At 72.3% G+C, this 13,211-nt stretch carries 11 protein-coding genes; 5 read left to right on the top strand and 6 right to left on the bottom strand.

Annotation, left to right across the window (positions count from 1 at the left end; genetic code table 11):
• Window positions 1-54: 54 nt before the first annotated feature.
• On the bottom strand, window positions 55-834 hold the full coding sequence (locus ACZ3HQ_RS16750) for an inositol monophosphatase family protein (RefSeq protein ID WP_467511535.1): 780 nt from the start codon (window positions 832-834) through the stop codon (window positions 55-57).
• A 35-nt stretch (window positions 835-869) separates the two neighbouring features.
• Between ACZ3HQ_RS16750 and thpR the strand changes: the two genes are divergently transcribed.
• Entirely contained in the window at window positions 870-1,442 is a 573-nt protein-coding gene (thpR, locus tag ACZ3HQ_RS16755) for an RNA 2',3'-cyclic phosphodiesterase (RefSeq protein WP_467511537.1), read from the top strand.
• A gap of 158 nt (window positions 1,443-1,600) precedes the next feature.
• Here thpR and ACZ3HQ_RS16760 read toward each other — a convergent pair whose 3' ends face one another.
• From ACZ3HQ_RS16760 to ACZ3HQ_RS16770, 3 genes are all read right to left on the bottom strand, one after another.
• Complete coding sequence (locus ACZ3HQ_RS16760; protein ID WP_467511539.1) at window positions 1,601-2,593, bottom strand: aldo/keto reductase; 993 nt, start codon at window positions 2,591-2,593, stop codon at window positions 1,601-1,603.
• Window positions 2,594-2,640: 47 nt separating this feature from the next.
• Window positions 2,641-3,219 (bottom strand): Uma2 family endonuclease, encoded by a 579-nt coding sequence (locus ACZ3HQ_RS16765; protein WP_467511541.1) that lies wholly within the window; start codon window positions 3,217-3,219, stop codon window positions 2,641-2,643.
• A 96-nt stretch (window positions 3,220-3,315) separates the two neighbouring features.
• A complete protein-coding gene (locus ACZ3HQ_RS16770) occupies window positions 3,316-3,990 on the bottom strand; it encodes a GDSL-type esterase/lipase family protein (RefSeq protein ID WP_467511543.1) in 675 nt (224 codons plus the stop codon).
• A 181-nt stretch (window positions 3,991-4,171) separates the two neighbouring features.
• On the opposite strand from ACZ3HQ_RS16770, the gene ACZ3HQ_RS16775 reads away from it, so the two are divergent.
• On the top strand, window positions 4,172-5,140 hold the full coding sequence (locus tag ACZ3HQ_RS16775) for a WD40 repeat domain-containing protein (RefSeq protein WP_467511545.1): 969 nt from the start codon (window positions 4,172-4,174) through the stop codon (window positions 5,138-5,140).
• A 79-nt stretch (window positions 5,141-5,219) separates the two neighbouring features.
• Here ACZ3HQ_RS16775 and serC read toward each other — a convergent pair whose 3' ends face one another.
• Window positions 5,220-6,338 (bottom strand): phosphoserine transaminase, encoded by a 1,119-nt coding sequence (gene serC / locus ACZ3HQ_RS16780; RefSeq protein ID WP_467511547.1) that lies wholly within the window; start codon window positions 6,336-6,338, stop codon window positions 5,220-5,222.
• A 164-nt stretch (window positions 6,339-6,502) separates the two neighbouring features.
• On the opposite strand from serC, the gene ACZ3HQ_RS16785 reads away from it, so the two are divergent.
• The 3 genes from ACZ3HQ_RS16785 to ACZ3HQ_RS16795 all read left to right on the top strand — a co-directional run bounded on the left by ACZ3HQ_RS16785 (window position 6,503) and on the right by ACZ3HQ_RS16795 (window position 11,781).
• Window positions 6,503-9,412 (top strand): FAD-binding and (Fe-S)-binding domain-containing protein, encoded by a 2,910-nt coding sequence (locus ACZ3HQ_RS16785; RefSeq protein ID WP_467511549.1) that lies wholly within the window; start codon window positions 6,503-6,505, stop codon window positions 9,410-9,412.
• A gap of 138 nt (window positions 9,413-9,550) precedes the next feature.
• Window positions 9,551-10,672: a lipid II:glycine glycyltransferase FemX gene (locus tag ACZ3HQ_RS16790; RefSeq protein ID WP_467511551.1), complete on the top strand. Its 1,122-nt coding sequence runs from the start codon at window positions 9,551-9,553 to the stop codon at window positions 10,670-10,672.
• 143 nt (window positions 10,673-10,815) lie between these two features.
• Entirely contained in the window at window positions 10,816-11,781 is a 966-nt protein-coding gene (locus ACZ3HQ_RS16795) for an EamA family transporter (protein ID WP_467511553.1), read from the top strand.
• A gap of 405 nt (window positions 11,782-12,186) precedes the next feature.
• On the opposite strand, the gene ACZ3HQ_RS16800 is transcribed toward ACZ3HQ_RS16795, so the two are convergent.
• A complete protein-coding gene (locus ACZ3HQ_RS16800; protein WP_467511554.1) occupies window positions 12,187-13,107 on the bottom strand; it encodes a phosphotransferase family protein in 921 nt (306 codons plus the stop codon).
• Window positions 13,108-13,211 lie beyond the last annotated feature (104 nt).

Below are 13,211 nucleotides of genomic sequence, written 5' to 3' on the forward strand. Positions count from 1 at the left end.
GCAGGTGCCGTCGTGTCCCGCACGTACCCCTTGGCGGCGCGGAGCTGGCGCCGGTCAGGGGGCGTTGCGGATCAGGTTTGTCAACAGGCTGTGGGTTTCGGTGTCTGCCGCCGCCACCAAGCCTCGGGTGTCCGGGCCGAGGGGTGTGCCGTCGATGCCCGTGACCACGCAGCCCGACGCCCGGCACAGGGCGATTCCGGCGGCGAAGTGGACGCTGGCCGAGAGGTCGGTGCCGTCGGTGACGTAGGCGGCGCGGCGGCCCGCCGCCACCCAGGTCAGGGCCAGGGTTGTCGAGACCACACGAGGGCGGAAGCGCGCCGCGAATTCCGGGTGGGCCAGGAGGTCCGTGGCGCGGAAGCCCGGGGCGCTCGGGAAGGGCGGGTCGAGGTTGACGTCCACGAGGGCGCTCGCCGCCGTGGGGCGCAGCGGGGTGTCGGTGCCGTCCCGGTACAGCCAGGCCGTCTCGCCGTCGGTGCGGAAGACCTCGCCGGTGAAGGGGTCCGCCACGGCTGCCGGGCCGTCGCGGAGAGCCACGTTGACGGCGACGAGCAGGGTGCCGACGGCGTAGTTGAGGGTGCCGCACAGGGGGTCCACGAGCCAGAGGCGCCCGGTGTCGGTGGCGCCCTGCCGTCCGCCCTCCTCGCCGAGTACCGCGTCATGGGGCCGGGCGGCGCGGATGACGTCCAGGGCGGCTCGCTCCGCCTCCACGTCGGCCGCCGTGGCGAAGTCCCCGGCGCCCTTGTCGATCCGGGCCAGCTCCTTGCCGAATCCGTTGCGCACCACTGCGGCGCCGGCCAGGGCGCCTGCTGTCGCCACCTCGACATCGTCGGTCACGGTGCCGCAGCGTACCCGTCTGGGATCGTGAGGGGATGAGACTCTTCGCCGCCGTACTGCCGCCCCCGGGGGCCGTGGAGGAGCTGGGCCGGGAGGTACGGGCGCTGCGGCGGCTGGCCGGCGCCGACGCGCTGCGATGGACCCAGCCGGACGGCTGGCACTTCACGCTCGCCTTCTACGGCGAGGTCCCGGAGGAGACCGCGCCGGAGCTGGAACGCCGGCTGGAGCGCGCGGCCGCACACAGCGCACCGTTCCCGCTGGCCCTCGCCGGAGGCGGCAGCTTCGGGCGGGGCAAGGCGCTGTGGGCCGGGGCCTCCGGCGACCGCACCGCGCTGGGCAGGCTGGCCGGGCGGGCGCAGGCGGCCGGACGCCGGGCCGGGGCGGGCGGCGAGGAGCACCGGCACTACCGGGCGCATCTCACACTGGCCCGCGGCAAGGGCGACACCGACCTGCGGCCCTACGTCGACGCCCTCGCCGAATTCGCCGGTACCGGCTGGACGGTGGGCGAACTGGTCCTCGTCCGCAGCCATCTGCCGGTCTCCGGCGTCCCCGGTGAACAGCCCCGGTACGCCCCGGTCGCCCGCTGGGCACTGGGCACGGCCCGTTAGGCTCGTCGTCGTGGAACCGAAAATCCGGAACCGGATCATGGCCGGTGCGCTCGTACTGATGCTGGTGGTCGTCGCCGTGGCGGCGGCCGTCCACTGACGGCTGCTGCCACAAGGCCGCTCCGCGGGAAACCCCGTACGGAGCGGCCTTTCGCTTGCCGCTACCAGGCGAACGCCTCCGGGGCCGGGCCGGGGCCGGGGAAGATCTCGTCCAGGGAAGTCAGCAGCTCCTCGCTCAGTTCCAGCTCCACCGCGCGCAGCGCAGAGTCGAGCTGGGCCTCGGTGCGCGGGCCGACGATCGGGCCGGTGACGCCGGGCCGGGTCAGCAGCCAGGCCAGCGCGACCTCGCCGGGCTCCAGGCCGTGCTTGGCGAGCAGCTCCTCGTACGCCTCGATCCGGTTGCGCGTGGCCGTGTCCGCGAGGGCGTCCGCCGCGCGGCCGGAGGCGCGGCGCCCGCGCTCGGCCTCCTTGCGGATGACCCCGCCCAGCAGGCCGCCGTGCAGCGGCGACCACGGGATGACGCCGAGCCCGTAGTCCTGGGCGGCCGGGATGACCTCCATCTCGGCGCGGCGCTCGGCGAGGTTGTACAGGCACTGCTCGCTCACCAGGCCGAGGGTGTTGCCCCGGCGCAGGGCCGTCTCGTTGGCCTGGGCGATCTTGTAGCCGGGGAAGTTGGAGGAACCGGCGTAGAGGATCTTTCCCTGGGTGACGAGGACGTCGACCGCCTGCCAGATCTCCTCGAACGGGGTGTTCCGGTCGATGTGGTGGAACTGGTAGATGTCGATGTAGTCGGTCTGCAGCCGCTTCAGGCTGGCGTCCACCGCGCGGCGGATGTTCAGCGCGGAGAGCTTGTCGTAGTTGGGCCAGGGCTCGCCTTCCGCGCCCATGTTCCCGTAGACCTTGGTGGCCAGGACGGTCTTCTCGCGCCGCTCCCCGCCCTTCGCGAACCAGGTTCCGATGATCTCCTCGGTACGGCCCTTGTTCTCGCCCCAGCCGTACACGTTCGCGGTGTCGAAGTAGTTGATGCCCGCGTCCAGCGCCGCGTCCATGATCGCGTGGCTGTCCGCCTCGTCGGTCTGCGGCCCGAAGTTCATGGTCCCCAGCACCAGCCGGCTGACCTTCAGACCCGTACGTCCAAGCTGCGTATACCTCATGCCCACCTAGCCAACGTCTTGGAGCGCGCTCTAGGCAAGCGGTGGGGTCAGTCGCGGGGGAAGTCGGCGGTACGGAGGACGATGTCGGCTGTCGTGCCGGTGAGGTCGATGTCGCCGCCGAACCTCACCTCAAGGGCACGGACGTACTCGCCGTCCTTGGGGTCGGTGTAGACGTGGCACCGCCCCTGGTAGGGGTCCGCGATGAGGTAGACGGGGACCTCCGCGACGGCGTAAGCGGTCCTCTTGGGCCCGTAGTCGTTGGCGGCGGTGCCCTGGGAGATGACCTCGGCGACGAACTGGACATCCTGGTGGCGCCAGTGGCCCGTCTCGTCCGGCTCCGCCGAGTCCTTGAGCATGGCGATGTCAGGGCAGAAGCCGTTCTGGTGGCCGGGGAAATCGATACGGACGTCCGAGAACACCATGACGTCCGGTCCGAATCTGTCCTCCAGGGCCCGCAGGACCCGACGGATGATCTGCCAATGCGTGTTCCGCTGCGGCACCATGAAGAAGCAGCCCCCGACGATCTCGGCCCGGAATCCTTCGGGGACGGGCATCAGCTCGAACCACTCGTCCAAGCGTCCGGTGTCGATGTCGGCCATCGCGGTCCTGTCGTCGAGGACGGTCATCGTGGCGCTCCTCCCCGGCTGCCCACGCAGATGTGCAGCCGCGCGGTTAAACGATACGCACCGTCACCGGGCAACGCTGGAAATCGGTCTGTCCGATCACGCCGCGTACGGCTCCCCCACCCCCCACGCCTCGTGCATCGCCCCCGCGAACGCCCCCGCGATGCGGTGTTCGCCGCTCGCGTTGGGGTGCGTGCCGTCGTACGTGTCGGTGTGGATGTCCCAGCCCTCCGGCGCCGAGGCCAGCAGCAGCGGGGACCGGGGTTCGTCCAGGTCGGCGGTGGTCTTGGCGAGGAGGGTGTTGAAGAGGTCGACCTGTTCGGCGAAGGGGCCGTCCTCAAGGGCGCGGACGTTCGGGATGACCGGCAGCAGCACCATGCGGACGCGCGGACGCGCCTCGCGGGCCGCCGCCACGAACGCCCGTACGTTGTCGACCGTCTGCTCCGCGTTGGTGTAGAAGCCCAGGTCTATCAGCCCGAGGGAGACCAGCAGCACGTCGGCCTGGTGCGCCCGCACCGCCTCCCCGATCAGCGGAGCCATGTGCTGCCAGCCCTCGCCCCACCCCGCGAGGTGGGCGCGCGGGAAGTCGGGGTCGGCGTACTCGTAGGAGTCGGGCTCCCCGGTGGCCGGGTCGTACAGCGTCTCGCGGGGACCGACGATCTGGAACGGGCCGCCGTATGTGCCCCGAAGGTGCTGCCACAGCCGGTAACGCCACGTGTGTTCGCCCGCGCTCCCGATCGTCATGGAGTCACCTACGGGCATGAACCTGAGCATCCGCTCATGATGGCGGATCGCGGTACGGGCCCGCACCCAGGGGGTGTCTTGTCGGTCAGGCCGGATCAGGGAGCGGTGCCAGGCGTCGCGAGCCCGGCGTGATCGGCAAGACACCCCCTTGGGCTCGATGTGAGGCCCACCACCCCCGCTGAACGTCCGCGCCAGGTGGCAGTCTTGGACCATGCGCCGACCGTTCGCCCTGCTTGCCGGGGCCCTGCTCGCGGGTGCCTGCGCCCTGCCCGCCCACGCCGCGGACGGGGACCAGGGGTTCACCATCGAGGACCCCAGGATCACCGAGTCCAGCGGCCTGGCCGCCTCCCACCAGCACCCGGGCGTCTACTGGACGCACAACGACAGCGACGACGGCCCGTACCTCTACGCCGTCGACAGCCGCACGGGCAGGACCGTCGCCACGCTCACCCTGCGCGGCATCGGCTCCCCGCGCGACGTGGAGGCGATCTCCGTCGGGCCGGACGACCAGATCTACGTCGGCGACATCGGGGACAACTTCCACGGCCGCTGGCCCTACGTCTGGATCTACCGCCTGCCCGAGCCGAAGACCCTGAAGGACCAGACGGTCACGGCCACGCAGTACGTCGTGAAGTACTCCGACGGCCCCCGGGACGCCGAGTCGCTGGTCGTCCACCCCAAGACCGGCCGCGTCTACATCATCGACAAGAACGAGGACGGCGGCCACCTGTACGAGGGCCCCGCCCGGCTGTCGTCCTCCGGTGCGAACGTCTTCCGCCCGGTCGCCCCCGTCGACCTGTGGGCCACCGACGCCGCCTTCTCCCCGAACGGCCGACAGCTCGCCGTACGCGGCTACTTCGGCGGCATCTCCTACGACTGGAACGGCGGCCGGATCAAGAAGCTTGACCGGCTGGACGTCCCCCTCCAGGGCCAGGGCGAGTCCGTCAGCTACTCCGCCGACGGCACCAGGCTGATGTACGGCAGCGAGGGCGCGCAGAGCCAGGTACGGGCCCTGGACGCACCTAAGGGCGGCGCGGTGGCCTCCAAGCCGCCGTCCACCGGCGGGAGTTCCGCCTCGGGGGAGAAGACCGGGGGAGGCGGCCTCAAGACCGGCGCCGTCCTGCTCGCCCTCGGCGCGGCCGCCGTGTTCGGTATGCGGCTGATGCGGCGCAAGAAGTAGGCGCACGGGCAGGCGCGGGGCACGGAAAGGGGCGCCCGGTTCACCACCGGGCGCCCCTTCTCACGTGGATCTACAGGTTTCAGATCCGCTCGATGACATAGTCGACGCACTTGGTGAGCGCCTCGACGTCGGCCGGGTCGATCGCCGGGAACATGGCGACGCGGAGCTGGTTGCGGCCGAGCTTGCGGTACGGCTCGGTGTCCACGATGCCGTTGGCGCGCAGCGCCTTGGCGACCGCGGCCGCGTCGATCTCGTCGGCGAAGTCGATCGTGCCGATGACCTGCGACCGCTTGGCCGGGTCGGTGACGAAAGGCGTCGCGTGCTTCGACTCCTCCGCCCAGGTGTACAGCCGGGTCGAGGAGTCCTTGGTGCGACCGGTGGCGAAGTCCAGCCCGCCCTGGCCGTTCAGCCACTTGAGCTGCTCGTTGAGCAGGAAGAGCGTGGCCAGCGCCGGGGTGTTGTACGTCTGGTTCTTGCGGGAGTTGTCGATCGCCGTCGGCAGGCTGAAGAACTCCGGGACGTGCCGGCCGGAGGCGTGGACCCGCTCGGCGCGCTCGATGGCGGCGGGGGAGAACACGCCGATCCACAGGCCGCCGTCGGAGGCGAAGGACTTCTGCGGGGCGAAGTAGTAGACGTCCGTCTCGGAGACGTCGACCGGGAGACCGCCCGCGCCGGAGGTGGCGTCCACCAGGACGAGCGAGCCCTCGTCGGCACCGGCCACGCGCTTGATCGGCATGGCGACACCGGTGGAGGTCTCGTTGTGGGTGAACGCGTACACGTCCACGCCCGCCTCGGCGCGCGCCTCCGGGTGGGTGCCCGGGTCGGAGGCGATGACGGTGGGGTCGGCCAGCCAGGGGGCGAGCTTGGCCGCCTTGGCGAACTTGGAGGAGAACTCACCGAAGTTGAGGTGCTGGGACTTGTTCTCGATCAGCCCGTGGGTGGCGATGTCCCAGAACGCGGTGGAGCCGCCGTTGCCGAGGACGACCTCGTAGCCGTCCGGGAGGGAGAACAGGGAGCTGATGCCTTCGCGGACCTGGCCCACCAGGTTCTTGACCGGGGCCTGCCGGTGGGAGGTGCCCAGCAGGGAACTGCCGGTCGCCGCGAGCGCGGCGAGCGCCTCCGTCCGCACCTTGGAGGGGCCCGCGCCGAAGCGTCCGTCGGCGGGCTTGATGTCAGCGGGGATCTCGATGTCGGCCACGAGTCGGAGCGTATCGGGTGCGCGAAACCGGACGAAGCCGTGTCCGTCGGATGAGACGACTCCTCCGGGTCGTGGACTTGTGCGGTCGTACGACGATCTGATGATCAGGGGGTGCCTGTGGACAACTTCTGATGACGTTGCGTGATCGGATGCATGCTGGAGCCATGACCGATCGACGGGGGACCGACATGGAGATCGAGGGATCGCTCGCCGCCGAGCTGCGGCGGGCCGTGCGGGGCGAGGTCCGCTTCGACGCGACCGCACGGGCGCTGATGACGATGGACGCGTCCAACTACCGGCGCGTGCCGCTGGGCGTGGTGGCGCCTCGGGACGCCGAGGACGTGGCGGCCGTGCTGGAGGTGTGCCGGGCGCGCGGAACACCGGTGGTCGCCCGCGGCGGCGGCACGTCCATCGCCGGGCAGGCGACGGGTACCGGGGTGGTGCTGGACTTCACCCGGCACATGAACGGCCTGCTGGAGCTGGACCCGGCCGGGCGTACGGCGAGGGTCCAGCCGGGCCTGGTGCTGGACCGGCTCCAGGCGGCGGCCGCCCCGCACGGCCTCCGCTTCGGCCCCGACCCCTCCACCCACGGCCGCTGCACCCTCGGCGGCATGATCGGCAACAACTCCTGCGGCGCCCACTCGGTGGCCTGGGGCACCACCGCCGACAGCGTGCGCGAACTGTCCGTACTCACCGCGCGCGGCGAACGATCGCGCCTCGGCCGGGACTGGTCGGGCGCCCCGGAAGGACTGCGGACGCTGGTGGAGGGGGAGCTGGCCCGGCTGCGCACCGGCTTCCCCGACCTGCCCCGCCGTATCTCCGGGTACGCGCTGGACGCCCTGCTCCCCGAGCACGGAGCCGACGTGGCCCGCTCCTTCTGCGGCTCCGAGGGCACGCTCGGTGTCCTCACCGAGGCGGTGGTGGACCTGGTGGCGGCGCCGGCCGTCCACGCCCTGGCCGTGCTGGGGTATGCCGACGAGAGCGCCGCCGCCGACGCCGCCTCCGGTCTGCTGTCCCACGGTCCGCTGACCGTGGAGGGCATGGCGGCCGACCTCATCCGGGCGCCGATCGGGCTGCCGAAGGGCGGGGCCTGGCTGTTCGTGGAGACGGGCGGCGCCTCGGAGGGGGAGGCGCGGACCCGCGCGGAGGCGGTCGTGCGCGCGGCCGACGTGGTGGACGCGCTGGTGGTGGCCGACCCCGTCGCCCAGCGCGGCCTGTGGCGGCTGCGCGAGGACGCGAGCGGTACGGCGACCCGGATGCCGGACGGCACGGAGGCGTGGCCCGGCTGGGAGGACTGCGCGGTACCGCCCGCCCGGCTCGGCGCCTACCTGCGCGACTTCCGCTCCCTGCTCGCCGCCCACGGCCTGCGCGGCGCTCCCTACGGCCACTTCGGGGAGGGCTGCGTCCACGTCCGCATCGACTTCGACCTGCTCACCGAGGCGGGGGTGGGCCGGTTCCGCCGCTTCTCCGAGGAACAGGCCGACCTGGTGGTCTCCCACGGCGGCTCCCTGTCCGGGGAGCACGGCGACGGGCAGGCCCGCGCGGAACTGCTGCCGCGCATGTACGGCGCCCGGATGGTGGCGCTGTTCGAGCGGGCCAAGGCGGTGTGGGACCCCGACGACCTGCTCAACCCAGGCATGCTGGTCCGCCCGGCCCGGCTGGACGACAACCTCCGCTTCGCGGTGCTGCCCCGCCGCCCGGTCGACGTCGCCTTCGGCTATCCGCACGACGACGGCGACTTCCGCGCGGCCGTCCGCCGCTGCGTCGGTGTCGCCAAGTGCCGTACGGAGTCGGCGGGCGGGCCCTCGGTGATGTGCCCGTCGTTCCGGGCGACCGGGGAGGAGGAGCACTCCACGCGGGGCCGGGCGCGGCTGCTGCACGAGATGCTCGCGGGCGAGGTGATCACCGACGGCTGGCACTCGACCGAGGTCCGGGACGCCCTCGACCTGTGCCTGTCCTGCAAGGGCTGCCGCTCGGACTGCCCGGTGGGCGTCGACATGGCCACCTACAAGGCGGAGTTCCTGCACCACCACTACGCCGGCCGGCTGCGCCCCGCCGCCCACTACAGCCTGGGCTCACTGCCGGTGTGGCTGCGGTGGGTGGCGCGTGCGCGGGCGGCACCGCTGGTCAACCGGCTCGCCTCGGTGGGCCCGTTGGCCCGGCTGGGGAAACGGATGGGCGGGATCGCGGCGGAGCGGGACATTCCCCGGCTGGCGTCGGAAACGTTCAGCCGGTGGTGGCGGGCGCGGCCGGCGGCGCCGGAGGGCGGCGGCTCGGGGCGACTGGTCGTGCTCTGGCCGGACACCTTCACCGAGCATCTGTCGCCGTCCGTCGGGCGGGCCGCCGTCCGGGTACTGGAGTCGGCCGGGCTGCGGGTGGCGCTGCCGCCGACCCTGCCGCCCGGCAGGCGCCCGGTGGGAGACGGCACCTCGCGCATGCCGACCGCGCTGCTCAAGTGCCGCCGTGCCCAGGTCTGCTGCGGGCTCACCTACCTCTCCACCGGCCGCCTGGACCGGGCCCGCGCGGTGCTGCGCCGCACGCTGGACCTGATGGAACCGGTCCTGGAGGCCGGGGTCCCGGTCGTCGTCCTGGAACCGAGCTGCGCGGCGGCCCTCCGCGCCGACCTCCCCGAACTCCTGCCCGACGACCCGCGCGCACCCCGCCTGGCCGCCGCCGTCCACACCTTCGCGGAGACCCTCCGCCGACACGCCCCCCACTGGACGCCGCCCACCCTCGACCGCCCGGTCACCGGCCAGACCCACTGCCACCAGCACGCCGTCCTCGGCGACACCGCCGACCGCGACCTACGCGCCTCCGCCGCCCTGACCGGCCCCCTGACCGGCGGCTGCTGCGGCCTGGCCGGCAACTTCGGCTTCGAAGCAGGCCATTTCGACATCTCCCGCACCTGCGCGGAAGACCAACTCCTCCCCGCCCTCCGCTCGGCCCCCGAGAACGCGGCGATCCTGGCGGACGGCTACTCCTGCCGGACCCAGGTGGAGCAACTGACGGGGATGCGGGCCCGGCATCTCGCGGAGGTGCTGGCGGAGGAGCTGGAGAGGGAGGGGCGGGAGTGAACGGGGAGTTCGGGCGGGTCGCGGTACGCCGTGCGCGCAGGGGTGGCGGATAGGCGACGTCGGCGGTGGTTCGGGCCCGGGGACGGCAGGCCAGGACCGTAGGGTGACCGGATCTGCCTGCGCGAAGGAGTCCTCCGTATGACCCTCACCCTGCGTCCTGTCAGCCGGGCCGAGCATCTGGCCTTCGTGGGTTCGCGGCCCTCGGTCAGCCATATGCAGGTGCCGTCGTGGGGGGAGGTGAAGCCCGACTGGCGGGCGGAGAGCCTGGGGTGGTTCGACGAGCAGGAGCGGCTCGTGGGGGCGGGGCTGGTGCTGTTGCGGCCGTTGCCCAAGGTGAAGCGGTACCTGGCGTATCTGCCGGAGGGGCCGGTGATCGACTGGCACGCGGACGGCCTGGAGCGCTGGCTGGAGCCGATGCTGGCGTACCTCAAGGCGCAGGGGGCGTTCTCGGTGAAGATGGGGCCGCCCGTGGTGGCCCGGCGCTGGAGCCCGGAGGCGGTCAAGGCGGCCATCGCCGACCCGGCCGCGCACCGGCTCCGGGACGCCGAGCCGACCTGGCGGGACCCCCGCGCCCAGGTCCTCGCCGACCGGCTGCGCGGCATGGGCTGGCGGCAGAGCGAACCGGACGCGGAGGAGGGCTTCGCGGCGGGGCAGCCCCGGTACGTGTGCCAGGTGCCGTTCGCCGGGCGGTCGCTGGAGGAGATCCACGGCGGGCTCAACCAGCAGTGGCGGCGCAACATCAAGAAGGCCGAGAAGGCGGGCGTGAAGGTGGTGCGCGGCGGCGCGGACGACCTGCCGGTGTTCTACGAGCTGTACAAGGAGACGGCCGAGCGCGACCGTTTCATCCCGCGCCCGCTGGCGTACTTCCAGCGGATGTGGACCGCGCTCGCCGACGAGGACCCCGACCGCATGCGCCTGTACCTCGCCCACCACGACGGGGAGGTGCTGGCGGCGGCGACGATGCTGATCGTGGGCAGCCATGTCTGGTACTCGTACGGCGCCTCCACCGCCCGCAAGCGGGAGGTCCAGCCCAACAACGCCATGCAGTGGCGGATGATGGCCGACGCCCACGAACTGGGCGCGCACGTCTACGACTTCCGGGGCATCACCGACACCCTGGAGGAGTCCAACCACCTGCTCGGCCTGCTCCGCTTCAAGGTCGGCGCGGGCGGTGAGGCGGCGGAGTACGTGGGGGAGTGGGACTTCCCGCTGAACAAGGTGCTGCACAAGGCGTTCGACCTGTACATGGCCCGCCGCTGAGGCGCCCGCCGGCTGGGCCTTGATCTCAGCATCCAAGACACCGCCTGCGTACAGTGGCATAAGGGTTCACACACCTGACGGAGGTCCATTATCGTGGACCAGGAAGTACATCGAGATGTACGCGGCGCGCACGCCCGCGACCGATGCGCAAGAAGTCCACTCCCGCCGGCCCCCCAGGACAGCCCGTGACCACCGTCCGTACCTCCACCCCGACCAAGACCCCCACCACCCCGGACTCCCCTGGCCGGTTCGGCTCGCTGGGACCGGTCGGGCTGGTGCTGGCGGGCGGGATATCGGTCCAGTTCGGCGGGGCGCTCGCGGTGACGCTGATGCCGCGCGCGGGCGCGCTCGGCGTGGTGACGCTGCGGCTGGTCGCGGCGGCCGTCGTGCTGCTGGTGGTGTGCCGGCCCCGGCTGCGGGGGCACTCCCGTACCGACTGGGGCACGGTGATCGTCTTCGGTCTCACCATGGCCGGGATGAACGGCCTCTTCTACCAGGCGGTCGCCCGTATCCCGCTCGGTCTCGCGGTCACCCTCGAAGTCCTCGGCCCGCTCGCCCTGTCCGTCTTCGCCTCGCGCCGCGCGATCAACGCCGTGTGGGCGGGACTCGCGCTGGCGGGCGTCTTCCTGCTGGGCGGGGGAAACTTCGGCGGACTCGACCCGCTGGGCGTCGGCTTCGCCCTGTCGGCGGGCGTCATGTGGGCGGCGTACATCATCTTCAGCGCCCGTACGGGGCGCCGCTTCCCCCAGGCCGACGGGCTCGCCCTCGCCATGGGTGTGGCCGCGCTGGTCTTCCTCCCGCTGGGCATCGTCGACGCGGGCTCCCGTCTGCTGAACCCCACCACCATCGCTCTCGGTTCCGCGGTCGCCCTGCTCTCCTCGGTCCTCCCCTACACCCTCGAACTCCTCGCCCTCCGCCGTCTCCCGGCCCCCACCTTCGCCATCCTGATGAGCCTGGAGCCGGCCGTGGCGGCCACGGCCGGCTTCTTCGTCCTCCACCAGAGGCTCTCCCTGACGCAGGCCGCGGCCATCGCGCTGGTCATCGCGGCGAGCATCGGCGCGGTGCGTACGCAGACGCGGCGGGTGGCGCCTCCGGCGCCGGAGGCGTAGGCACTCCGTTCGGTGGGCGGGGGTCGGGCGGCGCTGCCCGGTGATGGGCGGGCCGCGGTCGCCGTCCTTGCTGTCGGCCGCCGTCCTCGGCGCTGTCGCGCGGAGGACCGCCGAGCACCGCCTCGATCTTCAGCGCCTGTCGGAACCCACTGGGGCAGGCGCATGCCGTGATCGAGAGCCGCGACCTTGAGCGGCCGCCACCGGGCCGACCCGCACTTGCCCGGAGCGCGACCTGTCGCTCGGGGTGCCCGCCTCCGCGAGCCCCGACCCGCGGCACCTTCTCGCGGACGCGGAGATCACCCCGGCCCGAGACACGACGCGCGTCGGAGGCATTGGGGCTGGACCAGCGCTCGGCGTACGCGGCTCTCGCCAGCCGCCCGGTTCACCGGGCGGCTGATCGCCGGCTCAGTTCACCACCCCCACCAGCCGTAGCGCCTCCCGTGTGTTGTGTTCCGCGATCCCGCGCATCGCGTCGCGGTGGGGAAAGTCGCCGTCCAGGAGGCGGAGGGGGCCTGCCACCAGGGAGAGGTGGAGGGCGAGGGTGTGGAGGGACAGGCGGGTGGGGTTCAGGGTGGGGCGGGAGAGCGGGGCGTAGTGGGGACCGAAGCGGAGGCGGAGGAAGGCGTGTTCCTGTTCCGGGTCGGAGTGGGTGAGGGACTCGATGTCGATCAGGACGGGGTGGGCGTCGGGGGTGAGGAGGATGTGGTCGGGGCCCAGTTCGCCGTGGACCAGGGAGTGGGTGGTGCGGGGGGTCACGGCTGTGTGCAGTTCATGGAGGCGGTCGGCCAGGGCAGTGGTCGCGGCGTTGATGCGCGGCTCGCGGGTTGCCGCTTCGGTGAGGTCGTGGAGGGCGCGGGCCAGGGTCACGTCCTCGCTGGCGTGGTCCGCTGGAGACGTGTGCGCGTCCATGTGGTCCAGAGCCACGGCCAGCTTCGCCAGGGCCCTCGCCGCTCGGGGTGGGTCGGCGCTGAAGGTCGTCTCCAGGGTGTCGCCGGGGATGTCCTCCACCAAGGCCAGGTCGTCGGGCTCGGAGGCATACAGGACATGTGGCGTACGAACACCTGCCTCGCGAAGGGTGCGGTGCGCGGACAGGAACGGGGCCAGGCCGGAGGGGTGGGCCGTCGGCACACTCGGCCAGTAGTTCTCCTGTGGGACCCAGCTATAGGCGATCACCGTGGGCGGGGCGCCCGCCCCGGTCAGGGTCAGCCGGTACACCCCCTTCTTCGAGCCACCGCGCAGCCGTTCCACACCGGCGATCCGGCACCCCGGCCCCAGCCCCTCCCGCACCAGTCGTCGCAGCTCCGAGAGGTCCGTGAATGCGCGCATCCGGCGAACCTAGCCGTAGGAGACGACCACAGCACACTGTTTTCCGGCCGCCCCCGCCCACAAATTAATGCAAGCACGCTTGATTGTTTCTGCCCTCGCTGCCA

The sequence above is a fragment of the Streptomyces sp. NPDC018263 genome, assembly GCF_055562575.1.